The organism is Pseudomonas sp. RL_5y_Pfl2_69 (assembly GCF_963970465.1).
Taxonomy (GTDB): domain Bacteria; phylum Pseudomonadota; class Gammaproteobacteria; order Pseudomonadales; family Pseudomonadaceae; genus Aquipseudomonas.
In genome coordinates this window covers 396,769-419,619 of sequence record NZ_CAXAOU010000001.1, presented here as the reverse complement: position 1 = coordinate 419,619, position 22,851 = coordinate 396,769, and the positions used below count along the sequence as shown (strand labels likewise).

Annotated in this window: 20 protein-coding genes; 17 read left to right on the top strand and 3 right to left on the bottom strand. The window is 59.2% G+C overall.

Annotated elements, in window-relative coordinates:
• Positions 1-30: 30 nt before the first annotated feature.
• From AACY07_RS01925 to AACY07_RS01880, 10 genes are all read left to right on the top strand, one after another.
• The gene (locus AACY07_RS01925; RefSeq protein WP_133077770.1) at positions 31-1,137 is read left to right on the top strand and encodes an NADH:flavin oxidoreductase/NADH oxidase; all 1,107 of its coding nucleotides are present in this window, start codon (positions 31-33) and stop codon (positions 1,135-1,137) included.
• Between the two features lie 80 nt (positions 1,138-1,217).
• On the top strand, positions 1,218-1,937 hold the full coding sequence (locus AACY07_RS01920; RefSeq protein ID WP_339473264.1) for a tellurite resistance TerB family protein: 720 nt from the start codon (positions 1,218-1,220) through the stop codon (positions 1,935-1,937).
• A 189-nt stretch (positions 1,938-2,126) separates the two neighbouring features.
• Positions 2,127-3,797 (top strand): acid phosphatase, encoded by a 1,671-nt coding sequence (locus tag AACY07_RS01915; protein WP_339473262.1) that lies wholly within the window; start codon positions 2,127-2,129, stop codon positions 3,795-3,797.
• A gap of 278 nt (positions 3,798-4,075) precedes the next feature.
• Positions 4,076-5,698: a methyl-accepting chemotaxis protein gene (locus tag AACY07_RS01910; protein ID WP_339473261.1), complete on the top strand. Its 1,623-nt coding sequence runs from the start codon at positions 4,076-4,078 to the stop codon at positions 5,696-5,698.
• Entirely contained in the window at positions 5,698-6,213 is a 516-nt protein-coding gene (locus AACY07_RS01905) for a chemotaxis protein CheW (protein ID WP_339473259.1), read from the top strand. The genes AACY07_RS01910 and AACY07_RS01905 overlap by 1 nt, the downstream gene beginning before the upstream one ends.
• On the top strand, positions 6,210-7,484 hold the full coding sequence (locus tag AACY07_RS01900; protein WP_339473257.1) for a CheR family methyltransferase: 1,275 nt from the start codon (positions 6,210-6,212) through the stop codon (positions 7,482-7,484). The genes AACY07_RS01905 and AACY07_RS01900 overlap by 4 nt, the downstream gene beginning before the upstream one ends.
• Entirely contained in the window at positions 7,481-8,167 is a 687-nt protein-coding gene (locus AACY07_RS01895; protein ID WP_339473255.1) for a chemotaxis protein CheW, read from the top strand. Before AACY07_RS01900 ends, AACY07_RS01895 begins: the two co-directional genes overlap by 4 nt.
• The gene (locus AACY07_RS01890) at positions 8,164-10,476 is read left to right on the top strand and encodes a hybrid sensor histidine kinase/response regulator (protein ID WP_133077763.1); all 2,313 of its coding nucleotides are present in this window, start codon (positions 8,164-8,166) and stop codon (positions 10,474-10,476) included. The genes AACY07_RS01895 and AACY07_RS01890 overlap by 4 nt, the downstream gene beginning before the upstream one ends.
• Positions 10,473-11,483 carry a chemotaxis-specific protein-glutamate methyltransferase CheB gene (locus AACY07_RS01885; protein WP_133077762.1) on the top strand — a complete coding sequence of 337 codons (1,011 nt, stop codon included), beginning with the start codon at positions 10,473-10,475 and terminating at the stop codon, positions 11,481-11,483. The genes AACY07_RS01890 and AACY07_RS01885 overlap by 4 nt, the downstream gene beginning before the upstream one ends.
• Before the next feature lie 52 nt (positions 11,484-11,535).
• A complete protein-coding gene (locus tag AACY07_RS01880; RefSeq protein WP_339473252.1) occupies positions 11,536-12,537 on the top strand; it encodes a PleD family two-component system response regulator in 1,002 nt (333 codons plus the stop codon).
• Positions 12,538-13,734: 1,197 nt separating this feature from the next.
• Here the strand turns inward: AACY07_RS01880 and AACY07_RS01875 are convergent.
• A complete protein-coding gene (locus AACY07_RS01875) occupies positions 13,735-14,070 on the bottom strand; it encodes a DUF3077 domain-containing protein (RefSeq protein ID WP_339473251.1) in 336 nt (111 codons plus the stop codon).
• A 377-nt stretch (positions 14,071-14,447) separates the two neighbouring features.
• Here AACY07_RS01875 and prfB point away from each other — a divergent pair.
• From prfB to AACY07_RS01840, 7 genes are all read left to right on the top strand, one after another.
• A protein-coding gene (gene prfB / locus AACY07_RS01870) for a peptide chain release factor 2 (protein WP_133077759.1) occupies positions 14,448-15,543 on the top strand; the annotation gives its coding sequence in 2 pieces (ribosomal slippage) (positions 14,448-14,519 and positions 14,521-15,543; 1,095 coding nt in all).
• 113 nt (positions 15,544-15,656) lie between these two features.
• Positions 15,657-17,159: a lysine--tRNA ligase gene (gene lysS / locus AACY07_RS01865; RefSeq protein ID WP_133077758.1), complete on the top strand. Its 1,503-nt coding sequence runs from the start codon at positions 15,657-15,659 to the stop codon at positions 17,157-17,159.
• Positions 17,160-17,354: 195 nt separating this feature from the next.
• Positions 17,355-18,059: a TetR/AcrR family transcriptional regulator gene (locus AACY07_RS01860; RefSeq protein WP_339473250.1), complete on the top strand. Its 705-nt coding sequence runs from the start codon at positions 17,355-17,357 to the stop codon at positions 18,057-18,059.
• 12 nt (positions 18,060-18,071) lie between these two features.
• Positions 18,072-18,620 carry a hypothetical protein gene (locus AACY07_RS01855; protein WP_219261647.1) on the top strand — a complete coding sequence of 183 codons (549 nt, stop codon included), beginning with the start codon at positions 18,072-18,074 and terminating at the stop codon, positions 18,618-18,620.
• A gap of 25 nt (positions 18,621-18,645) precedes the next feature.
• The gene (locus AACY07_RS01850) at positions 18,646-19,923 is read left to right on the top strand and encodes a flavohemoglobin expression-modulating QEGLA motif protein (RefSeq protein ID WP_133077755.1); all 1,278 of its coding nucleotides are present in this window, start codon (positions 18,646-18,648) and stop codon (positions 19,921-19,923) included.
• Positions 19,924-20,046: 123 nt separating this feature from the next.
• Positions 20,047-20,958 carry an alpha/beta hydrolase gene (locus tag AACY07_RS01845; RefSeq protein ID WP_339473247.1) on the top strand — a complete coding sequence of 304 codons (912 nt, stop codon included), beginning with the start codon at positions 20,047-20,049 and terminating at the stop codon, positions 20,956-20,958.
• Positions 20,955-21,281, top strand: a complete 327-nt coding sequence (locus AACY07_RS01840) for a hypothetical protein (protein WP_339473245.1) — start codon at positions 20,955-20,957, stop codon at positions 21,279-21,281. The genes AACY07_RS01845 and AACY07_RS01840 overlap by 4 nt, the downstream gene beginning before the upstream one ends.
• A 78-nt stretch (positions 21,282-21,359) precedes the next feature.
• Here AACY07_RS01840 and AACY07_RS01835 read toward each other — a convergent pair whose 3' ends face one another.
• Positions 21,360-22,139 (bottom strand): OmpA family protein, encoded by a 780-nt coding sequence (locus AACY07_RS01835; protein WP_133077753.1) that lies wholly within the window; start codon positions 22,137-22,139, stop codon positions 21,360-21,362.
• A 66-nt stretch (positions 22,140-22,205) separates the two neighbouring features.
• Complete coding sequence (locus tag AACY07_RS01830; protein ID WP_019822131.1) at positions 22,206-22,619, bottom strand: DUF4398 domain-containing protein; 414 nt, start codon at positions 22,617-22,619, stop codon at positions 22,206-22,208.
• Positions 22,620-22,851 lie beyond the last annotated feature (232 nt).

The window sequence follows — 22,851 nt, the reverse complement described above, 5'->3', positions numbered from 1 at the left end:
GAGCCTACCCACTGGAATTAGAGGTGACCCATGAGTCTGCTGCTCGAGCCCTACACTCTGCGACAACTGACCCTTCTTAACCGCATTGCGGTCTCTCCCATGTGCCAGTACTCCAGTGTCGACGGACTGGCCAATGACTGGCATCTGGTCCATCTGGGCAGCCGTGCCGTGGGCGGCGCCGGACTGATTTTTACCGAAGCCACCGCCGTAAGCCCTGAAGGGCGAATCACCGCCCAGGACCTTGGCTTGTGGAACGACGAACAGATCGAACCCCTGCAGCGCATCACCCGCTTTATTCGGGCACAAGGTGCGGTGGCCGGTATTCAGCTGGCCCATGCCGGGCGCAAGGCCAGTACCCATCGTCCGTGGCTGGGCAAGCATGGCAGCGTCAAAGTGGAGGAGGGCGGCTGGGTGCCCGTCGGACCTTCACCGATTGCCTTCGATCCGCAACACACCGCGCCGACACAATTGGACGAAGCCCAGATACAGGATGTGATCCAGGCGTTCGTCGATGCCGCCAAGCGGGCGCTGGAAGCGGGCTTTTCGGTGGTTGAGGTGCACGCTGCCCACGGCTACCTGTTGCATCAATTCCTTTCGCCACTGAGCAATCAGCGGCGAGACCAGTACGGTGGCTCCTTCGAAAACCGCATTCGCCTGGTGCTGGAAGTCACCGAGGCCGTGCGCGGGGTGTGGCCACAAGAATTGCCGCTGTTTGTGCGAGTGTCGGCCACCGACTGGGTCGAAGACGGCTGGAACCCCGACGAAACCGTTGAACTGGCACGACGCCTCAAGGCATTGGGTGTCGACCTGATCGACGTCTCCTCAGGCGGAACGGCGGCCAATGCCGAAATTCCGGTGGGGCCGGGTTACCAGACCCGTTTTGCCGAGCGTGTGCGCAAAGAGGCCTGCATCGCCACCGGCACGGTGGGGATGATCACCGAGCCTGCTCAGGCCGAACATATTCTGCGCACCGGTCAGGCCAATCTGATTCTGCTGGCTCGCGAGTTGTTGCGTGATCCGTATTGGCCGTTGCACGCCGATGATGACCTGGGTGGCAAAAAGGCCACGTGGCCTGCCCAGTACCAGCGTGCCACCCACCGTGACCAACCGATTCATGAGTCTGACTTGCGTGACTGACGCGCGTCTGTTTCCACCACAAGCCCGCCTGTTTGGCGGGCTTTGTGGCTTCCCTTGAACCCTGTTGCGAGAGGCTGCGTATGAGTACCCGTGGATTGCTTGATCAGTTACTGAAATCCGGCCAGCAAATGCTGGAGAAAAAAGCCGGCGCTCAAGGCAACGCTTCCAGTGCCGGAAAAGGTGGGTTGGGCGGGCTGCTGGGAGGTTCCGGTGGGCTGGGCGGCTTGCTTTCAGGTGCCGGTGGCGGCGCGCTGGCGGCCAGTGCACTGGGCCTGCTGCTGGGTAACAAGAGTGCGCGCAAATATGGCGGGCAAGCTCTGACTTACGGCGGTCTGGCCGCCCTGGGCGTGCTGGCCTACAAGGCCTACGGCAACTGGCAGGCCAGCCAGGGCACTGCGCCGCAAACCGAGCCGCAAACCATTGACCGTGTATCGGCGCCACAGGTTGAGCAACACAGCCAGGCGATTCTTAAAGCCCTGGTAGCGGCCGCCAAGGCCGATGGTCATGTGGACGAACGCGAGCGCCAGTTGATCGAGGGCGAACTCAGCAAACTCAACGGCGACCCGGCACTGCGGCAATGGCTGCAGGCCGAGCTGAACAAACCCCTGGACCCTGCCGAAGTGGCCAGTGCTGCCAGCACCCCGGAAATAGCCGCCGAAATGTATATCGCCAGCCTGATCCTGGTGGATGAAGAGCACTTCATGGAGCGTGCCTACCTGGAAGAACTGGCCAAACAGCTCAAGCTTGACCCGGGCCTCAAGCTTGAGCTCGAAGCTCAGGTCAAGCAGGCGAGCAGCTAAAGTCCTTCTGCAGCCCCATGTTTTTTTTCAGCGCCCCGGTCCGCAATGGTCCGGGGCGTTTTTATGTGTGAAAACACCACGCGAGCCAATTCGTGGTTCTTTTCTTCGAGCCGTTGCCACTTCCTCGTCATAATCCCCTGCTAGCGTGCCCGCAAGAAACATTTTGTTACGTTTGATCAGGAATGTGTAATGAGTGACGAGAAAGACAAGGCTCCCCAGGTCGATAGCAGCCGCCGTCGTTTCCTGGCCGGTGCTGCGGCACTGGGCGCAGGAGCGGCCACCTTGAGCGCTTGTGGCGGTTTTGAGCACGACGCTCCCGCCAATCCGCAGCCATTGTCCCCGGTCGAACTGGACAAAAAGCTCCACGAACAGGTCAAGACCATCGTGGTGATCTATGCCGAGAACCGCAGTTTCAACAACCTGTTCGCCAACTTTCCGGGTGTAGAAAAACCGTTGTCGGCACTCAAGCCCGCCGACTATCAGCAACGCGACCGCGATGGCAGTCTGTTGCAGACCTTGCCGCCAGCCTGGGGCGGGGTGCTGCAAGTGGGGCCGCAGACGGTCGATGGCGTGACCTATGCCCCGGGTGTGCAGTTCCAGGAAAACCTGCCCAATGCCCCCTTCGCCCTGAAGGGGCCGAATCAGGAAGACCTGCCGCTCAATTTGATCACCCGCGACTTGTGGCACGTGTTCTATCAGAACCAGATGCAGATCAATGACGGCAAGAATGATCAGTTCGTTGCCTGGGGAGACTCCGGTGGGTTCACCATGGGCTATTACGCCCAGTCCCGGTATTCCCTGCGTCTGTGGGACGTTGCCCGTGAGTTCGTACTGTGTGACAACTTCTTCCAGGGCGCCTTTGGTGGCTCGTTTCTCAACCACCAGTACCTGATCAGCGCCACCGTGCCGTTCTATCCCAACGCGAACACCTCAGTGGCCGAGGCCCAGATCGCGGTGTTGCAAGGTGATGATCCCACCGGCACGCGCCTCAAACCCCTGGGCAAGTCCCCGGCCAGCGCCATGACCGGTGCTCCTCAGTTCGGCCCCAGCGCCCTGACGCCGGACGGTTTTGCGGTGAACACCATGGCCCCGCCCTACTGGCCGACCTGGATTCGCGACCCTGAACGACCGGACTACGCCAAGCCCGACCTGCCCAGTGTGCTGGTGCCACAAAGCCACGAGCACATCGGCGACAAACTGAGTAAAAAGAACATCGACTGGGCCTGGTACGCTGGCGCCTGGCAGGCCACGCTGGAGCAGTACAAGGGTTCTGAAAGCCTCCCCAGGATTCCTAACTTCCAGTACCACCATCAGCCGTTCAACTACTTCGAGCGACAAGGCCCGCACAACCCGACAGAGCGCAACAAGCGCCTGCGCGACGCTGGCCTGGGCGACGAGGCGACCACCAACCGCTTTCTGGCCGACGCCGAAGCCGGAAAACTGCCCGCAGTGAGCTTTTACAAGCCCCAGGGCAACCTCAACCTGCACGCGGGCTATGCCGATGTGGCCGCCGGTGATCGCCATCTCGACCGCACACTCAAGGTGCTGCGTAACAGCCCCCAATGGAAAAACATGGTGGTAGTGCTCACGGTGGACGAGAACGGTGGCTGGTGGGATCACGTTGCACCGCCCAAGGGGGACCGTTGGGGGCCGGGTACGCGAATTCCCGCCTTGGTGGTATCACCCTTCGCACGCAAGGGCACGGTGGATCACACGGTGTATGACACTGCTTCGATCCTTCGCCTGATCACCCGGGTGCACGGGCTGGAAGTCCTTGATGGGCTCAAACAGCGTGACGATGCAATGAAAGCCCGCGGGCAGACGCCGATGGGTGACCTGACCAATGCCCTGATGTTTTGACTGGCAACCCCCGGATTGTATGAGTGACACCTGACCTGCGGGAGCGGGCTTGCTCGCGATGAAAGCAACGCGGTCTGCCAGATCCACCACGCCGCCTGAATCGCGAGCAAGCCCGCTCCCACAGATTGAGCACAATTTGCAATCTCCTACGTACTTAGTCTGTTTTTATGCGTAGGCTTTTTTGTTTGTTGCTGTGAGATCTGTCTCAACGTCTGTACGAATCATTGCGTACCCTCGGCTATACTCGCCTTCATTTGAATGGCTCCCGAGGATCGACTGTGAAGAACTGGACGTTACGCCAACGCATCTTGGCGAGCTTTGCTGTAATCATCGCCATTATGTTGCTGATGGTTGTGGCGTCTTACTCGCGCCTGCTCTCAATCCAAAGCAGCGAAGAGAAGGTGCAAACCGACTCGATCCCCGGGGTTTATTACAGCTCGATGATTCGCAGTGCCTGGGTCGACAGCTATGTCTTGACCCTGGAGCTGGTGGGTTCGCTCAACCAGCGTGATCTGACCAACGAAGACCAAAAGCTGTACGCCAATTACGAAGACCGCTTGAACAGAGAACTGAAGAACTATCGCAGCACCATTTTTGAAGGTGACGACAACGCTCACTTCGAGAGCTTCGTACGTCTTCATGAGGAGTACGGCCTGGTGTTGGCGAAGGTTCTGGACCTGTATCAGAACAAAGACTTTGCACAGGCCCACAAGGTGCTTGGCGAGGAACTTGCCCCGGCCTGGATGGCTGGACGCAAGGCCCTCAACGATATTATCGATGGCAATCGCGAGTCCGCTGTTCTTGCAACCGACAACATTGGTCAAGCGGTAATGACCGCCAAGATCAGCATGATTGTTTCGCTGGTGATTGCCGTACTGGCCGCGGCGCTGTGTGGCTTCCTGTTGCTGCAGGCGATCATGTCGCCGATGCAGCGCATCGTTTCGATTCTGGAAGTCATGCGCTCCGGTGACTTGAGCTCGCGCTTGAACCTGGAGCGCAAGGACGAGTTCGGTGCAGTTGAAACCGGCTTTAACGACATGATGGCGGAGCTGACTTCGCTGGTATCCCAAGCCCAGCGCTCTTCGGTGCAGGTCACCACCTCGGTCACTGAAATCGCCGCCACCTCCAAGCAGCAACAGGCCACGGCCACTGAGACCGCTGCGACCACCACCGAGATCGGCGCCACGTCCCGTGAAATTGCAGCCACGTCTCGTGACCTGGTGCGCACCATGACCGAAGTGACTTCGGCAGCGGATCAGGCTTCGATACTGGCCGGTTCCGGGCAGCAAGGCCTGGCCCGCATGGAAGAAACCATGCACTCGGTCATGGGCGCCGCCGATCTGGTCAATGCCAAGCTGGCCATCCTCAACGAGAAGGCCGGCAACATTAATCAGGTGGTCGTGACCATCGTCAAAGTGGCCGACCAGACCAACCTGTTGTCGCTCAACGCCGCCATCGAAGCTGAAAAAGCCGGTGAATACGGCCGTGGTTTCGCCGTGGTCGCCACGGAAGTCCGGCGTTTGGCTGACCAGACCGCTGTGGCCACTTACGATATCGAGCAGATGGTGCGCGAGATTCAGTCGGCGGTCTCTGCAGGCGTGATGGGCATGGACAAGTTTTCCGAAGAGGTGCGTCGCGGCATGTCCGAGGTGCAGCAGGTGGGCGAGCAATTGTCGCAAATCATTCATCAGGTCCAGGCCCTTGCGCCGCGTGTGCTGATGGTCAATGAGGGCATGCAGGCTCAGGCCACGGGTGCCGAGCAGATCAACCTCGCGCTGGTACAACTGGGTGATGCCAGCAGCCAGACCGTCGAATCCTTGCGCCAGGCCAGCTTCGCGATCGACGAACTCAGTCAGGTTGCCGTCGGGCTGCGCAGCGGCGTTTCGCGCTTCAAAGTCTGATGAGCGAGCCTCTAGCCAAGCACGCGGGCGCGAAGGTGCCCAAGCAACGCCTGTTTCTGGTGTTTTACATTGGCAACGAGCGCTATGCCCTGGCCGCCACCGATGTCGTCGAGGTGCTGCCGCGCTTGCCGCTCAAGCCCATTGCCCATGCCCCTGCGTGGGTGGCCGGGGTGTTCGCTCACCGTGATCGAATGATTCCGGTGATCGATATCAGCGCCATGACGTTTGGCACCGACGCCGTGGCCCGCACCAGCACCCGTCTGGTGCTGGTCAGCTATCGCGGGCAATTGCTCGGTCTGCTGCTTGAGCAGGCCAGCGATACCTTGCGCTGTGATCCCGCGGAGTTTCAGCCCTATTGCATCGATAACCGCGATGCGCCCTATCTGGGGCCCGTGCGCAAAGACGAAGCGGGGCTGTTGCAGTGGTTGAGCGTCGATGAACTGCTGAGCCCGGCGGTGTATGCGTTGCTTTTTGCCCAAGGTGAAGATGACGCCTGCGCGCAGGTGAGCCCATGAGTACCGATCAACGCTTTTTCGATTTTCTGAAGCAGCGAATCGGCCTGGATGTGGCTTCGGTCGGTCCGGCCATTATTGAACGTGCCGTTCGCCAGCGGTGCATTGCGCTGCACATGGTCGACAACGATCGCTACTGGCAGCACCTGCTCAGCTCCCAGGATGAACAGCAGGCCCTGATCGAATCTGTGATCGTGCCCGAAACCTGGTTTTTTCGTTATCCCGAGTCCTTTGTCACGCTGGGACGCCTGGCCAGACAGCGCCTGGCCCAAATCGGCAATCGGCGCGCCCTGCGAATCCTGAGCGTGCCGTGTTCGACCGGCGAAGAGCCGTATTCGATTGCAATGGCGCTGTTCGATGCCGGTTTTGCGGCGCATCAATTTAAAGTCGAAGCGCTGGATGTCAGCCCGCTTTCAGTCCAAAGGGCCCAGACTGCGCTGTATGGCAAAAACTCTTTTCGTGGTCAGCAAACGGATTTTCGCGAGCGCTACTTCAGCCTTGAGACTGACGGTTATCAACTGTCCGGTCGGGTCTGCGAACAGGTCCGCTTCACTGTCGCCAACTTGCTGGACCCGGCGCTGGCGGGCAGTCATGCGCCTTATGACTTTGTGTTCTGCCGCAACCTCTTGATCTACTTCGATCTTAAAACCCAGCAGCAGGCACTGGATGTGCTCAAGCGTCTGACCTGTGAGGACGGCGTTTTGTTTATTGGCCCGGCCGAGGGCAGCCTGCTCAGCCGCTTGGGCATGCGTTCGATCGGTGCGCCACAGTCGTTTGCCTTTTGCCACAGCCACGAACCTGCTCCTGCGGCTCGCCCTGTACTGGCAGAGTTCAAACCGCTGATGCGCCCCCAGCCACCCACCCCGTTGCCTCCACCGGCCAACCGACCTTTTGCGCCGAGGCCCCAGGCCCATGCGGCGCCAAAAGCGGCTTCGACGGCTGAAGATCCGATGGTGTTGCTGGAACGTATCGCCACCCTGGCCAACGAAGGTAAAAGCACAGAGGCCCGTGCGGTCTGCGAGCAGTTCTTGCAGAGCCATGACCCGCAGGCAGAAGTCTTTTACTGGCTGGGCCTGCTCAGTGATGTTCAGGGCCAGACGGCCGAGGCCCAGGTTTTTTATCGCAAGGCGTTATACCTGGAACCCCAGCATTCGCAGGCATTGGCCCATCTGGCGGCCCTGCTGGCTTCGCAAGGCGATACGGCAGGCGCTCAGCGCTTGAACGAGCGCGCTGCCCGTAACGGGCGTTCGGCCCAAAGTGAGCGTAAACAATGAGCACTTTAGCCGCACAGAGCTTGATCCACTCCGAAGCGCAGGCTATCGATGACTGCTGGAACCGCATTGGTATCTACGGTGACAAGAGCTGTACGGTGTTGCCCCAGCATATCCATTGCCGTAACTGCGCCGTGTATTCGAGTGCTGCGACCCGTTTGCTGGATCGCTACGCCTTTGAGCACGAGAGCCAGGAAATACAGGCCTCCCAGGGGCATGAGCAGAAAGTGGCGACCTGCTCGCTGGTGATTTTTCGTTTGGGCGATGAATGGCTGGCGCTGGTCACGCGGTGTCTGGATGAAGTCGCGCCGATGCAGTCGATCCACTCCTTGCCTCACCAGCGCTCCAGCGCCTTGCGCGGGGTGGCGAATGTGCGCGGCACCCTGGTGCCGTGCCTGTCACTGGTTGAGCTGTTGGGGCTCGACCCGGGAGTGCCCGGTGCAACATCGCTGCGGGTCATGCCGCGCATGTTGATTGTGGCGGCCCACGGCGGAGCGGTCGTGCTGCCGGTGGATGAAGTGGATGGCATCCACAATATCGCCGAGGGTGACATCAACGCAGCGTCAGTCTCTGGCGGGCATGCCAGCGCCAAATACACCCGGGGTGTGCTGCAGTGGAAAAACCGCAGTCTGCGTTTATTGGATGAAGAGCAACTGTTGAGTGCAATCACCCGGAGCCTTACATGACCCCTGAGCAAATGCGCGACGCCTCGTTGCTTGAGCTGTTCAGTCTTGAGGCCGAGGCGCAAACCCAGGTGCTCAATGCCGGTTTGCTCGCGCTGGAACGTAACCCGACCCAGGCCGACCAGCTTGAAGCCTGCATGCGTGCCGCCCATTCGCTCAAGGGTGCGGCACGGATTGTCGGGGTGGACGCCGGGGTCAGCGTGTCCCATGTCATGGAAGATTGTCTGGTCAGTGCCCAGGAAGGCCGTTTGTACCTGCAGCGCGAGCATATTGATGCCTTGCTGCAAGGGACTGACCTGCTGATGCGTATCGCGACCCCCGGCAACACGGTGGGCCCGCAAGACATCGACGCCTATGTGGCGCACATGAATGAACTGCTGGACCCTTCGGCCCCGGTGGCTCCGTCTGTACAGGTAGCGCCCCCCGATTTTGACGTGTCGCAACTGCTGCTGATGCCGACGCCGGTTGCGCCAGAGCCCGTGATTGACGTGCCTGCGCAGGCTCAGGTCGAGCCCCAGGTGTCGCCAGAGCCGGTGCGTCGCCCGCAACGCCTGACCGAAAGCGGCGAACGGGTCTTGCGGGTCACGGCGCAGCGCCTGAACAGCCTGCTGGATCTGTCCAGTAAATCCCTGGTGGAAACCCAGCGGCTCAAGCCCTTTCTGGTGACATTGCAGCGCCTTAAACGCATGCAGAGCACCAACCTGCGGGCGATGGACACCCTTAGTGAGCAGCTCAAGGTCATGGGGCTTGGCCATGAAGCTGAAGAGGCGTTGATAGACGCCCGGCGGATACTGGCAGAGTCCCAGCAACTGCTTGGCGAACAGACCGCCGAGCTCGACGAGTTTTGCTGGCAGGCGGGTCAGCGCGCGCAAATGCTCTACGACACGGCCCTGGCTTGCCGCATGCGCCCGTTTGCCGATGTTCTGGTGGGGCAGGAGCGCATGGTGCGTGATTTGGGCCGCGCCCTGGGTAAACAGATTCGCCTGGAAATCGAAGGCGAGAAAACCCAGGTTGACCGCGATGTGCTGGAAAAGCTCGAAGCGCCATTGATCCATTTGCTGCGCAATGCCGTCGATCACGGCATTGAGACGCCGGAGCAGCGACTGCTGGCCGGCAAGCCGGCCGAAGGCCTGATTCGCTTGCGCATCTCCCATCAGGCCGGGCTCTTGGTGCTGGAGTTGAGCGATGACGGAGCCGGTGTCGATCTGGAACGTTTGCGCCGCACCATCGTTGAGCGTCAGCTGTCCACCGAGCTTACAGTGGCGCAACTGAGCGAAGAGGAACTGCTGAGCTTTCTGTTTTTACCGGGCTTCAGCCTGCGCGACACCGTGACCGAAGTCTCGGGGCGCGGCGTGGGGCTGGATGCCGTTCAGCACATGGTGCGCCTGCTGCGCGGAGCCATTGTGCTGGAGCACACCCCCCAGCATGGCAGTCGCTTCCATCTGGAAGTACCGCTGACCTTGTCAGTGGTGCGCAGTCTGGTGGTGGAGGTCGCAGACGAGGCTTACGCGTTCCCGCTGGCGCATATCGAGCGCATGCGCGATGTGCATCCGGATGACATCGTGCAACTGGAGGGGCGCCAGCATTTCTGGCATGAGGGTCGGCATGTGGGGCTGGTGGCCGCCAGTCAATTGCTGCAGCGCCCGCCCAGCCAGAGCGATGACGAAACCCTCAAGGTGGTCGTGATTCGCGAGCGCGACGCCGTGTACGGCGTGGCTGTCGAACGCTTTGTGGGCGAGCGTACCCTGGTGGTATTGCCCCTGGACCCGCGTTTGGGCAAGGTGCAGGACATTTCGGCCGGGGCCTTGCTTGACGATGGTTCGCCGGTGCTGATCGTGGATGTCGAAGACATGCTGCGATCGGTGGACAAACTGCTCAACACCGGGCGTCTGGAACGTATCGACCGGCGCAACCGGCACACCGCCGAACTGACTCGCAAACGTATCCTGGTCGTGGATGACTCCCTGACAGTGCGCGAGCTGCAACGCAAGTTGCTGCTCAATCGTGGCTATGAAGTCGCTGTGGCGGTTGACGGCATGGATGGCTGGAATGCCTTGCGTGCCGAACACTTTGATCTGTTGATCACCGACATCGATATGCCGCGCATGGATGGCATCGAACTGGTTACGCTGTTGCGTCGCGACAGTCGATTGCAATCGATGCCGGTGATGGTGGTGTCTTACAAAGATCGTGAAGAAGACCGTCGGCGCGGCCTGGATGCAGGAGCCGACTATTATCTAGCCAAAGCCAGTTTCCATGACGATGCGCTGCTTGATGCAGTGGTTGAGCTGATTGGAGGAGCCCAGACATGAGAATAGCCATCGTCAACGATATGCCCTTGGCGGTTGAAGCCTTGCGTCGAGCCCTTGCATTCGAGCCTGCCCACCAGGTGGTCTGGGTCGCCAGTGATGGCGAAGAGGCCGTGCGCCTGTGCGCCGAAAACACGCCAGACCTGATCTTGATGGACCTGATCATGCCGGTCATGGACGGTGTCGAAGCGACACGCCGGATCATGGCCGAAAGCCCGTGTGCCATCGTCATTGTGACCATCGACCGTGAGCAGAATGTCCACCGGGTGTTCGAGGCCATGGGCTTTGGCGCGCTGGATGTGGTGGATACCCCCGTGCTGGGTGGCAGCAATCCCAGGGAAGCCTCGGCGCCACTCCTGCGCAAGATCCTCAATGTCGGCTGGTTGATGGGCCAAAGCGAAAAACGGGTCTCCCCGGTTTCTGCTCAGCCACGTGTTCCGGGTGTACGGGGCGGGCTGGTGGCCATCGGTTCGTCGGCGGGCGGGCCGGCTGCGCTCGAAACATTGCTCAAGGGCCTGCCGAGGAACTTCGGTGCGGCCATCGTGCTGGTCCAGCATGTGGATCAGGTCTTCGCTGCCGGCATGGCCGAGTGGCTGAGCAGCTCGTGCGGGCTTGACGTGCGTTTGGCCCGTGACGGCGAAACCCCTCAGGTGGGGACAGTGCTGCTGGCAGGGACCAACCACCACATACGGTTATTGAAAAACGGCACGCTGGCCTATACCGCCGAGCCGGTTAACGAAATCTACCGACCGTCGATAGATGTTTTTTTTGAAAGTGTTGCCCAGTACTGGAATGGTGATGCGGTAGGGGTGCTGTTGACCGGCATGGGACGTGACGGGGCTCAAGGCCTCAAGCTCATGCGTCAGCAGGGTTTTCTCACCATTGCCCAGGATCAACAGAGCAGCTCGGTGTACGGCATGCCCAAAGCGGCGGCCGCCATCGATGCAGCGGTTGAGATCCGCCCCTTGGACAAGATTGCGCCACGCTTGCTGGAGAAATTTGCCAAATGACTGGTAAAACCCGGCAGGTCTGGCTTGAAGGAAGAAATTCAGGTGAACGCGCATGAGCGACTTGCAGTTGGACGACGTTAAAACTGACGAAAACGCGGCCATGGTGTTGCTGGTGGACGATCAGGCAATGATCGGCGAAGCCGTGCGCCGTGGGTTGGCCCTTGAGCAGAACATTGATTTTCACTTTTGTGCGGACCCGCATCAGGCCATTGCTCAGGCCATCCGCATCAAGCCCACGGTGATCTTGCAGGATCTGGTGATGCCGGGTCTGGACGGGCTGAGCCTGGTGCGCGAGTACCGCAATCACCCTGCGACCCAGAACATCCCGATCATCGTGCTTTCCACCAAAGAAGACCCGCTGATCAAGAGCGCGGCGTTTTCGGCGGGGGCCAATGATTACCTGGTGAAACTGCCGGACAACATCGAGCTGGTGGCGCGGATCCGCTATCACTCGCGGTCCTACATGACACTGTTGCAGCGGGATGCCGCCTACCGTGCGCTACGGGTCAGCCAGCAGCAGTTGCTGGACACCAACCTGGTGCTGCAGCGGCTGATGAATTCCGACGGCCTGACCGGGCTGTCCAACCGCCGGCACTTCGATGAGTACCTGGAGCTGGAGTGGCGCCGAGCCCTGCGCGAGCAAACCCAGTTGTCATTGCTGATGATCGATGTTGATTACTTCAAGTCCTACAACGACACCTTTGGACATCTGGACGGTGATGAAGCGTTGCGCAAGGTGGCAGGGGCCATTCGTGATGCCAGCAGCCGACCGTCTGACTTGCCGGCCCGTTACGGTGGCGAGGAGTTTGCCATCGTGCTGCCCAATACGTCCCAGGGTGGCGCCCGACTGGTGGCTGAAAAACTGCGGATGTCGGTTGAAGCCATGAAGATTCCGCACATTTCGCCGGTCGCTGGCAGCAGCCTGACCATCAGCATTGGTCTGTCGACCATGACCCCGCAGCAGAACAGCAACTGCCGCGAGCTGATTTCGGCAGCGGACAAGGGGCTTTATCTGGCCAAGAAGAATGGGCGTAATCGGGTGGGGATTGAGTAGAGGGGCGAGGTACGCCGATCTTTGTAGCCGCTGACGAGCCGTGCGAGGCTGCGTTCGGTTTGGTGCGCCACTGCGACGAAGCAGTCGTTCGGATATAACGAGGACTACGGTGTTAACTGGAATACCGAGTACATATCCGGCATTTGGTTCTAACTGAAAGATGGGTTTCGCTCTTACAGCGAGTCCCTTTTTGAAGGACCAAAAAGGAACCAAAAAGTCCTCGCCCCAGCGTACGGCCTTCGCTTCGCTCAGGTTCCCTCGTTCCGGCCCCGCTCCGTGGGCCCGCCGTGACGGGCCGTCCCTGGCCCAACACGGCTCTCCCGGCATCCATGCCGGTCGACCCACTGCGCAGAACCTCCTCTCGGCCTCCCGAAGGGGCGGGCAGATCAACAGCAAACCCGCCGAGGCGGCCAACCGGCCGGCCTGTTTTGTGTAAGTGTGCGCTGCTCAATCTGTAGTCGCTGACGAGCCGTGCGAGGCTGCGTCCGGTTTGGTGCGCCACTGCGACGAAGCAGTCGTAAAACCATTCAGCCTTGTTGTTGCGGATATAAAGAGGACTACGTTGTTAACTGGAATACCGAGTACATATCCGGCATTTGGTTCTAACTGAAAGATGGGTTTCGCTCTTACAGCGAGTCCCTTTTTGAAGGACCAAAAAGGAACCAAAAAGTCCTCGCCCCAGCGTACGGCCTTCGCTTCGCTCAGGTTCCCTCGCTCCGGCCCCGCTCCGTGGGCCCGCCGTGACGGGCCATCCTTGGCCCAACACAGCTATCCCGGCATCCATGCCGGTCGACCCACTGCGCAGAACCTCCTCTCGGCCTCCCGAAGGGGCGGGCAGATCAACAACAAACCCACCGAGGCGGCCAACCGGCCGGCCTGTTTTGTGTAAGTGTGCGCTGCTCAATCTGTAGTCGCTGACGAGCCGTGCGAGGCTGCGTTCGGTTGCGAAGCGACCGTAAAACCTGAGTCCGGGATTTACCTGAACGATCGCTGTGTCCGGCCTTACGACTGCTACGTCGCAGTGGCGCACCAAACCGGACGCAGCCTCGTTCTACTCGTCAGCTGCTACAGATTTTGCGCAGGGTTCTGTGACGCATTTTTAAGAGCGAAACCCATCTTTCAGTTGGACGGCAATGCTGGATATGTACTCGGTATTGCAGTGAAAACCACCGAGTACAAACCCAATCGATGCATCACTTACCCGGCACGTTCCAGCAATGAGTCCACCACGGCGCGCGCCATTTCGACCGAGTGCACCATCGACCAGATCAGGCCGCGTTCAACACCGCTGCCCAACTCGGTAATTTCATCACTGGTTTGTTCCGCGCAGAGCAAAAGCAATGAAACATGGGCCAGCGCATCCTGTGCGCTGATACCGGCACGCAAGGTGAACATGGGTTGCAAGGTCGAATCGACCGGGCCGAAGGCACGTTCGGTAGTCGCGGGAAGGGTTGAAACAATCGTGGGGGCAGGGGCTTTAAATGCTTTGAGTACGCGGGTTTGGGTAGTTTTAAGGGTTTGAAGTGTCGGCAAGTTGGGGAATTTTTTTTCAAGAGGTGAAAGCTCCGTTGGTTAATTCCCGTGGGCTTGATTAGCTTCGGACTTCCACTTCCGTCCGCTGAGAGGTCAGCGAAGAGCGCACACTAAAGCTCCGTTTTTCCAAGGTGCAAGCTGATCTGGACCGGGGACAAACTTCCAGGATCTAGCCTTCACCGGAAAGAGGAAATCTCTGACGGAATGCGTCAATAAGCTATTACCCCTGATCATCTGTGAGCGAGATCGTTCGAGATTGGATCGGTGCGGTTTATCTGCACTTTCCTGCCCAGAACCCCGCCAGGCGGGCTGCTGATACGCTCTGTTTACGGTATACTCCCCGGCTTTGTAAAAATCGCCTACGAGTGCCGCCAGCCATGGAAATCAACCCGATCCTTAACAGCATCAAGGACCTGTCAGAGCGCTCCGAAACCATTCGGGGGTATCTTTGACTACGATCAAAAGCATGAGCGTCTGACTGAAGTCAATCGCGAGCTTGAAGATCCGAGTGTCTGGAACAACCCTTCGTACGCCCAGGAACTGGGGCGCGAGCGCTCCCTGCTGGCGCAGATCGTTGAAACCCTCGATGAGATGCACACGGGTCTGGCCGACGCCAAAGACCTACTGCTGATGTCTGCCGAGGAAGAAGATCAGGCCGCTGTAGATGACGTTGCCGCTGAAGTGGAACGTCTGCGCGAAGCCCTTGAAAAACTCGAATTCCGCCGCATGTTCAGCGGTGAGATGGATGCCAACAACGCTTACCTGGACATCCAGGCCGGCTCCGGTGGCACCGAAGCGCAAGACTGGGCCAATATCCTGTTGCGGATGTATTTGCGTTGGGCCGACAAGCGCGGCTTCGATGCCACCATCATGGAATTGTCTGCCGGTGAAGTGGCCGGGATCAAAGGCGCAACCGTACACATCAAAGGCGAATACGCGTTTGGTTGGTTGCGTACCGAGATTGGCGTCCATCGTCTGGTTCGCAAAAGCCCGTACGACTCGGGCAACCGTCGTCACACCTCGTTCTCGGCTGTATTCGTTTCGCCGGAAATCGACGACAACATCGAAATCGACATCAACCCCTCCGACCTGCGGATCGACACCTATCGTTCCTCCGGTGCGGGTGGTCAGCACGTAAACACCACCGACTCGGCCGTACGTATCACTCACGTACCGACCAACACCGTGGTGAGCTGCCAGAACGAACGTTCGCAGCATGCGAACAAAGACACCGCGATGAAAATGCTGCGGGCGCGTCTTTACGAGCAGGAAATCCAGAAGCGCAATGCCGCTTCCCAGGCCCTGGAAGACACCAAGTCGGACATCGGCTGGGGTCATCAGATCCGCTCGTACGTACTCGACGCCTCGCGTATCAAGGATTTGCGTACCAACATCGAACGCAGCGATTGCGACAAGGTGCTCGACGGCGATATCGACGAATACCTGGTAGCCAGCCTGAAACAAGGGCTGTAAGTCGCGCAACAAAACGTGTGCGAAGCCAGTGCGATGCCCACAAGGCGCGCTAAAGCCCGCTTCCCCCTGCCGCCAGGCGGGGGCAACGAACCTGTGATGGAATTTTTAAAGACATGAGCGACCAACAACTCGACCCGCAAGACCTGCAACAGGAAGAAAACGCCCTGATCGCCCTGCGCAAGGAAAAACTTGCAGCCGAGCGCACCAAGGGCAATGCCTTCCCGAATGACTTCCGCCGTGACAACTACTGCGCCGACCTGCAGAAGAAGTACGCCGAAGCCACCAAGGAAGAGCTGGCTGAAGCCGCCATCCCGGTCAAGGTTGCTGGTCGCATCATGCTTAACCGTGGCTCGTTCATGGTGATCCAGGACATGACCGGTCGCATCCAGGTCTACGTCAACCGCAAGACCCTGCCGGAAGAAACCCTGGCCGAAGTGAAAACCTGGGACCTGGGCGACATCATCGCCGCTGAAGGCACCCTGGCCCGCTCCGGCAAAGGCGACCTGTACGTTGAAATGACCAACGTGCGCCTGCTGACCAAATCCCTGCGCCCGCTGCCGGACAAGCACCACGGCCTGACCGACACCGAGCAGCGCTATCGCCAGCGTTACGTTGACCTGATCGTCAACGAAGACGTGCGCCACACCTTCCGTGTGCGTTCGCAAGTGATCGCCCACATCCGCAGCTTCCTGATGGCGCGTGATTTCCTTGAAGTGGAAACGCCGATGCTGCAAACCATCCCGGGCGGCGCGGCAGCCAAGCCGTTCGAAACTCACCACAACGCCCTGGACATGGACATGTACCTGCGCATCGCGCCGGAACTGTTCCTCAAGCGTCTGGTAGTGGGTGGTTTTGAGAAAGTGTTCGAGATCAACCGCAACTTCCGTAACGAAGGTGTTTCGACTCGTCACAACCCTGAATTCACCATGTTGGAGTTCTACCAGGCTTACGCCGACTACGAAGACAACATGGACCTGACCGAAGAGCTGTTCCGTGAACTGGCTCAGCTGGTTCTGGGCACGACCGACGTGCCGTACGGCGACAAGGTATTCCACTTTGGCGAACCGTTTGTGCGTCTGTCGGTATTCGACTCGATCCTCAAGTACAACCCTGAGCTGACCGCTGACGACCTGAACGACATCGACAAGGCTCGTGCCATTGCCAAAAAAGCCGGCGCCAAGGTGCTGGGCTTCGAAGGCCTGGGCAAGCTGCAAGTGATGATTTTCGAAGAGCTGGTCGAGCACAAGCTGGAGCAGCCGCACTTCATCACCCAGTACCCGTTCGAAGTGTCGCCTCTGGCCCGTCGCAATGACGAGAACCCGAACGTCACTGACCGCTTCGAGCTGTTTATCGGTGGCCGTGAAATCGCCAACGCCTACTCCGAGCTCAACGACGCCGAAGATCAGGCCGAGCGCTTCATGGCGCAGGTGGCTGACAAGGATGCAGGCGACGACGAAGCCATGCACTACGACGCAGACTTCGTACGCGCCCTGGAATACGGCATGCCGCCGACTGCCGGTGAAGGTATCGGTATCGACCGTCTGGTGATGTTGTTGACCAACTCGCCGTCGATTCGTGACGTGATCCTGTTCCCGCATATGCGCCCACAAGCGTAACGATGCAGAATAAAAAGCCGCCGTCAAAGGCGGCTTTTTATTGTCTGGCATGTCGATAAATACGTCCCTTGTGGGAGCGGGCTTGCTCGCGATGGCAGCACCTCGGTACATCTGATTTAACGAGGTGTTCGAATCGCGAGCAAGCCCGCTCCCACAAGGTTCAGGAAACGCCGCTCAATTCAGAAGGAATCTGTCATGACCCCCCAGGGCGCAGCAAATGTCGCGGTGGCGCTCGCGCACAGTGTTGAGTATCAGGGCCGCAAGGCCAGCCGCCATGGCAGTGAACAGCGTCGCCAATTGATCCTCGATGCCGCCATGCGCATTGTCGTGCGCGACGGCGTACGTGGTGTGCGCCATCGGGCCGTGGCGGCTGAAGCCGGGGTGCCTCTGTCGGCAACCACTTACTACTTCAAGGACATTGACGATCTGCTCAATGACACCTTCGCCCAGTATGTGGAACGCAGCGCGGCCTATATGGCCAAGCTATGGCAAAGCACTGAAGGCAAGCTGCGTGAACTGGTGGCCAAGGGCGATGGCAGCCAGCAGTCGCGCGCCATGCTGGCCGACGAGATCGCACAGATGACCGCGCATTACCTTCATCATCAGATGCTGACCCGTCGCGACCAGTTGATGGCCGAGCAGGCCTTTCACCAGGCGGCGTTGATCAACCCCCGGCTGGCGGTGCTGGTACGTGCCCATCAGCAGATTTTCCTGCAGGGCGCCTGTCAGATCTTCGAGGTGCTAGGCTCCAGGCAACCTCGCCAGGATGCCAAAGTCTTGACGGCGATTATCGGTCGGATGGAATATCAGGCCCTACTTGATGGCGCGCAGCCTGAGGCGGATGACGACCGGCTGGCTATTCTTACGCGTTATATGCACTTGGTGCTGGCCGCTCTATAGAAGGATGCAGGCATGAAAGCTTGGCGCGTGATGCTCATGGCATTGTCGTTTTTAATGTTGAACGGATGCCTGGTGACTTTCAGTCAGGCGCCGCTTGTGGCACAGCCGGCACCTAAACAGCTGCTGGGTAAATGGGTCAGCAAGGACGCCTGGGGGCAAGCCCGCAATCTCGAAATCAGTGCCATCGACAAAACGCGTTACCAGGCGGTGGTCTATCCCAAGGGTGAGCCCAAGGCCCGTGAGCGTTATGTGTTCATTGTTGCCCGCCACGGCAGTCGCTGGTATGCCTCGGCTGCGATACCGGCCAAACTGGGGGGCAATCACACGCTGAGCGGTTTCGAGTTGACCGATAACGGCGAACTGGTGATCTACGATCTGGACCTGGAGCAAGTCAAGCAGGCCATCGGCCAGTCCGTATTGAACGGCGACCCGGTTGAAACCGCCGAAGGCCCTGGCACCTTGATCAAAAGCCCGTCGGCTGAAGTCTTTGCCTACCTGGACGATCCGGCCAATTCCGACGTATTTGTCGAAGCGGCCCGCTATAAACGTGTGGCCAAGTAACGCTCTTAATTAAAGGAAGCTTCCGGTGGACGACTACCAGCGCACGATACGCACGTTGTCTGACCGCATCGTGCTGGCACAAACACCGATCCGCGTGCTGGATGCGGTGAAGTGGGACGACAGCATCCGCCAAGGCTTTTTAAAGGCCAAGGGCAAGGAAATGCCCGCGGTCAATCGCGACTATTACCTCGGCCGGCCGCTGTCCTTTGATTCGGCGGCGGTGAAGTCCGAGTTTCAGAACATCGAGCGTGATATCACTCGCCAGCTGGGGCAGTTCAACCCGGTCGGGCAGATCATGCGCCGTATGTGCAAAGAGTACCGGATGGTGGTGCGCATGCTTGAAGCGCGCGGCACTGAAGATTTCGGTCTGATCTCCCAAGAGTTGTATGGCGCGGCCTCCGACGCGTTCCATGCCGGTGACCCGACCCTGGCCGACCTGGGCCTGATGATGTCCGACTACCTGGACAACATCGACGGGCGTGGCGCGCTCAAGGACGAAGCCAAGACCCTGACGGCCAAGGATGCCGTGAACCTGCTGCAAAGCCGTCTGAACAAGGTGTTTGGCGAGGCCGAAGAGACCATCCGCGTGTTCGAGTCCGACGGCATTGTCGCGGATGCGGCGGCGGGGGCCGATTACATCAAGATCCGCACCGATGCGATGTTCAACGAACGCGACGTGCGAGCGCTGGAAGTTCACGAAGGGCTGGTGCATGTGGGCACCACGCTCAATGGTCTGAACCAGCCGATCTGCACCTTCCTGTCCAAGGGGCCGCCGTCGTCCACCGTGACCCAGGAGGGGCTGGCGATTCTGATGGAGATCATCACCTTTGCCTCTTACCCCAGCCGCCTGCGCAAACTGACCAACCGCACCCGTGCCATTCATATGGTGGAGGAGGGCGCGGACTTTATGCAGGTGTACGAGTTCTTCCGTGAGCAAGGCTTTGAGATGCCAGAAAGCTATGGCAATGCGAGTCGGGTTTTCCGTGGGTCGGTGCCAAACGGCCTGCCATTCACCAAAGACTTGTCCTACCTCAAGGGCTTCATCATGGTTTACAACTACATTCAGCTGGCCGTGCGTAAAGGCAAGCTGGAGCAAGTGCCGCTGTTGTTCTGTGGCAAAACCACGCTGGAAGACATGCGTACCTTGCGCCAGTTGGTGGATGAAGGATTGGTGGTAGCACCCAAGTACTTGCCGGATCAGTTCAGGGACATGAACGCGCTCTCGGCCTGGATGTGTTTCTCCAACTTCCTCAACCATTTGAGCCTTGATCGTATCGAAGCGGATTACTCCAACATTTTGTAAGCAACACAAAACCTGTAGTCGCTGCCGAAGGCTGCGAAGGGTTGCGCAGCAAGCCGTTTTTATTTAAGGCCCCACAAACCCCATCGCAGCCTTCGGCAGCGACTACATAGGGTAGCTAGTTTGATGAAAACCCTGGCTGCACTCTGCCTGCTGTTGACCCTCAGCGGATGCAGTTCATTGCTGTTCTATCCCGAGCCCGGTCTGCCGATCACCCCGACGGCGGCAGGCCTGGACTATCGTGACGTGACCTTGACGGCCGCCGATGGCACGCGCCTGAGTGGCTGGTGGCTGCCGGCCAAAAAAGGGGTACCCCTCAAGGGCACCGTGCTGCACCTGCACGGCAATGGCGGCAACCTGGCCTATCACCTTGGCGCTACTGCGTGGCTGCCAGCTCAGGGCTATCAGGTGCTGATGCTTGATTATCGCGGCTATGGCCTGTCCCAGGGGTCGCCGGGCTTGCCTGGGGTGTATCAGGACATCGATGCGGCGTTCGAGTGGTTGCAGCACCAGCCGCACACCCAGGGCTTGCCGCTGATTGTGCTGGGGCAAAGCCTGGGCGGCGCGATGGGGGTTCACTACCTGAGCGAGCACCCGCAGCAGCGGGCGCGAGTCACGGCCATGGTGCTCGATGGCGTTCCGGCCAGTTACCGCGAAGTGGGGCAGTTTGCCTTGAGTACGTCCTGGCTGACCTGGCCGTTGCAGGTGCCGTTATCGTGGCTGGTGCCCGATGCCGACAGTGCCATCTATGCCATGCCGCACATGGGCGGCGTGCCGATGCTGATCTTCCACAGCCTGGATGATCCGGTCGTGCCGCTTTCCAATGGCCTGCGCCTGTATCAAGCTGCGCCCCCGCCCAAGGTGCTGCAACTGACCCGTGGTGGTCACGTACAGACATTTGCCGACCCGACCTGGCGTCAGGTGATGCTGCGCTACCTGGATGACCCCCAACATTTCAATGGCGTGCGGCGACTGGGCGAAATCGCCAATTACCCCGCCTCACCGAACACCGAACGTGAACCCGAGAGCCAACAATGAGTGAAGAACGCAACGCCATCCCCCTGATCATTACGGGTGTCTGCAGCATCATCGGCACCGTGGGGGCCCTGTGGTACTACGGCTACCTGCACTTCGCCAAGCCTGAAGACGCCTTGCTGCTCAGTGACTACACCATGCTCAAGACCATCCCGGGCGAAGACTATAAAGTCTCCCTCACCCCGGCCAATCAGGTGGCGAAGTGCATTGACGGCATCATCGTGTTGTTCGATACCGAGCAAAAAGGCCTGACCGGGGTGCTGGTCAACAACAAGAAACAGGCGGTGCGTTGCCTGGACCAGGAAACACCGAAACTGGAGCAGTAAAGCGCCACAGTTGTGGATTTATCTGCGCCCAAAAAAAGCCCCGCCTGATCACTCAGGCGGGGCTTTTTTTACAGGGGGTTACTGCATCGAGGAGCGCGGTGCTACAGGCTGGTTGTCATTGGAGATGGTCACTTCAACGCGACGGTTCTGAGCACGGCCCGAATCGGTGCTGTTGCTCGCGACAGGGTATTCCTTGCCATAGCCCTGAGCCACGATACGGGTCGGGTCTACGCCTTTGCGCACCAGTGCATTACGCACCGATTCAGCACGGCGCTCAGACAACGTCTGGTTGAAAGCTGCCGAACCGACACTGTCGGTGTAACCCTCGACAATCACCTTGCGGTCCGGGTTCTGGATCAGGTACTCGGCCAGGGTATTGATATTGCGCATGCCGTTGGGCTGCAGGTCGGACTTGCCGAACTGGAACAGCACATCACCAAAGGTGACCAGCGTGCCGCGCTCGGTTTGCTTGGCGTTCATGCCCTTGAGTTGCTTGATCTGCGCATCACGGGCATCAAGCAATGCCTGGTTACGGGCTGCGCCTGCGTTCTTCAGGTTGTTTTCAGCGGTGCGCAACGCGATGGTTTGCTTGGCCACTTCAACGCGCTGATTGGTCAGGTAAGCCAGTTGATCAACCTTGGACTCGTCTTCCTTGTTCAGGTAAGCCTTCTCGGCCTTGTCCAGCCATTCGCTGGCGTCCTTGGTTTCCAGCGCTGCAACCTTGGTCGACTCAGGGTTGGTTTGCAGGGCCGAGAAGTTGGTCTTGGCGTTTTCCAGGTTGACGTTCGGCTGGTGCGAGCACGCCGCCAGGCCAACGCTCAGAGCTAACAGGGCGGGGATCATTACTGTATTGCGCATGATATTTAGTCCTTTCTATCGATTAGGAGTGCTGTGTCGCCAGGTGCAGTCAAAAAGGGGCAGCGTTTATTGAACGCTGCGCATGCCTTCCTGACGCAGTTGCTGAACGGCATTCTGAGCATCCTGAACGGCCTTCTCTGCCTTGGCGGCCTGGGCTTTGCGCTCTGCTACGCGAGCGTCCCATTCCGCTTGCTCGGAGAGACGACGTGCTTCATCGTATTTTTTGTCATGCATGGCCAGCTCGGCCTGCTTGAGCTTGTCCTGAGCCGACTTCATTTCTACCGGTGCATATTCAGTAGCGCCTGCGCTCACGGCGTTGTTCACGGCCGATTGGGTCACGGCGTACTGCTCTGACGGTGGATTGCCAGCACAACCGGCCAAAACGAAGCTGGTGCCGATTGCCAGCGCAGCCAGTTTTAGCCCGCGCAGGCGAGGGGAGGTGGTTTTGACAGTGCGGGTCATCATGGTCTTCAACTCCATTGGGAAACTCCTTAATAACAGCTAATTCCATCACGACTGGTGGCGTCACCCGGAGTGTTGGAACACGAGTTCCAGCGGTGATGGTTAATGGCTGTGACCGAAACGTTTTTTGAATAGTTCAAAAAAAGATGGCAAATGGCCTAAAAGATTTTTGACCGATTGGTCAGGCGCCTATTTTCGTTTTGCCCCGTGCAAGACTTGTCAAAAGCAGGCGTTGCAAAGCACTCTTGGG

What these genes read in the sequence shown, in the direction of transcription:
- AACY07_RS01925 (WP_133077770.1), top strand. Translation starts at nt 31, where the DNA reads ATGAGTCTGCTGCTCGAGCCCTACACTCTGCGACAACTGACCCTTCTT.
- AACY07_RS01920 (WP_339473264.1), top strand. Translation starts at nt 1,218, where the DNA reads ATGAGTACCCGTGGATTGCTTGATCAGTTACTGAAATCCGGCCAGCAA.
- AACY07_RS01915 (WP_339473262.1), top strand. Translation starts at nt 2,127, where the DNA reads ATGAGTGACGAGAAAGACAAGGCTCCCCAGGTCGATAGCAGCCGCCGT.
- AACY07_RS01905 (WP_339473259.1), top strand. Translation starts at nt 5,698, where the DNA reads ATGAGCGAGCCTCTAGCCAAGCACGCGGGCGCGAAGGTGCCCAAGCAA.
- AACY07_RS01900 (WP_339473257.1), top strand. Translation starts at nt 6,210, where the DNA reads ATGAGTACCGATCAACGCTTTTTCGATTTTCTGAAGCAGCGAATCGGC.
- AACY07_RS01895 (WP_339473255.1), top strand. Translation starts at nt 7,481, where the DNA reads ATGAGCACTTTAGCCGCACAGAGCTTGATCCACTCCGAAGCGCAGGCT.
- AACY07_RS01890 (WP_133077763.1), top strand. Translation starts at nt 8,164, where the DNA reads ATGACCCCTGAGCAAATGCGCGACGCCTCGTTGCTTGAGCTGTTCAGT.
- AACY07_RS01885 (WP_133077762.1), top strand. Translation starts at nt 10,473, where the DNA reads ATGAGAATAGCCATCGTCAACGATATGCCCTTGGCGGTTGAAGCCTTG.
- AACY07_RS01880 (WP_339473252.1), top strand. Translation starts at nt 11,536, where the DNA reads ATGAGCGACTTGCAGTTGGACGACGTTAAAACTGACGAAAACGCGGCC.
- lysS (WP_133077758.1), top strand. Translation starts at nt 15,657, where the DNA reads ATGAGCGACCAACAACTCGACCCGCAAGACCTGCAACAGGAAGAAAAC.
- AACY07_RS01860 (WP_339473250.1), top strand. Translation starts at nt 17,355, where the DNA reads ATGACCCCCCAGGGCGCAGCAAATGTCGCGGTGGCGCTCGCGCACAGT.
- AACY07_RS01855 (WP_219261647.1), top strand. Translation starts at nt 18,072, where the DNA reads ATGAAAGCTTGGCGCGTGATGCTCATGGCATTGTCGTTTTTAATGTTG.
- AACY07_RS01845 (WP_339473247.1), top strand. Translation starts at nt 20,047, where the DNA reads ATGAAAACCCTGGCTGCACTCTGCCTGCTGTTGACCCTCAGCGGATGC.
- AACY07_RS01840 (WP_339473245.1), top strand. Translation starts at nt 20,955, where the DNA reads ATGAGTGAAGAACGCAACGCCATCCCCCTGATCATTACGGGTGTCTGC.
- AACY07_RS01835 (WP_133077753.1), bottom strand. Translation starts at nt 22,139, where the DNA reads ATGCGCAATACAGTAATGATCCCCGCCCTGTTAGCTCTGAGCGTTGGC.
- AACY07_RS01830 (WP_019822131.1), bottom strand. Translation starts at nt 22,619, where the DNA reads ATGGAGTTGAAGACCATGATGACCCGCACTGTCAAAACCACCTCCCCT.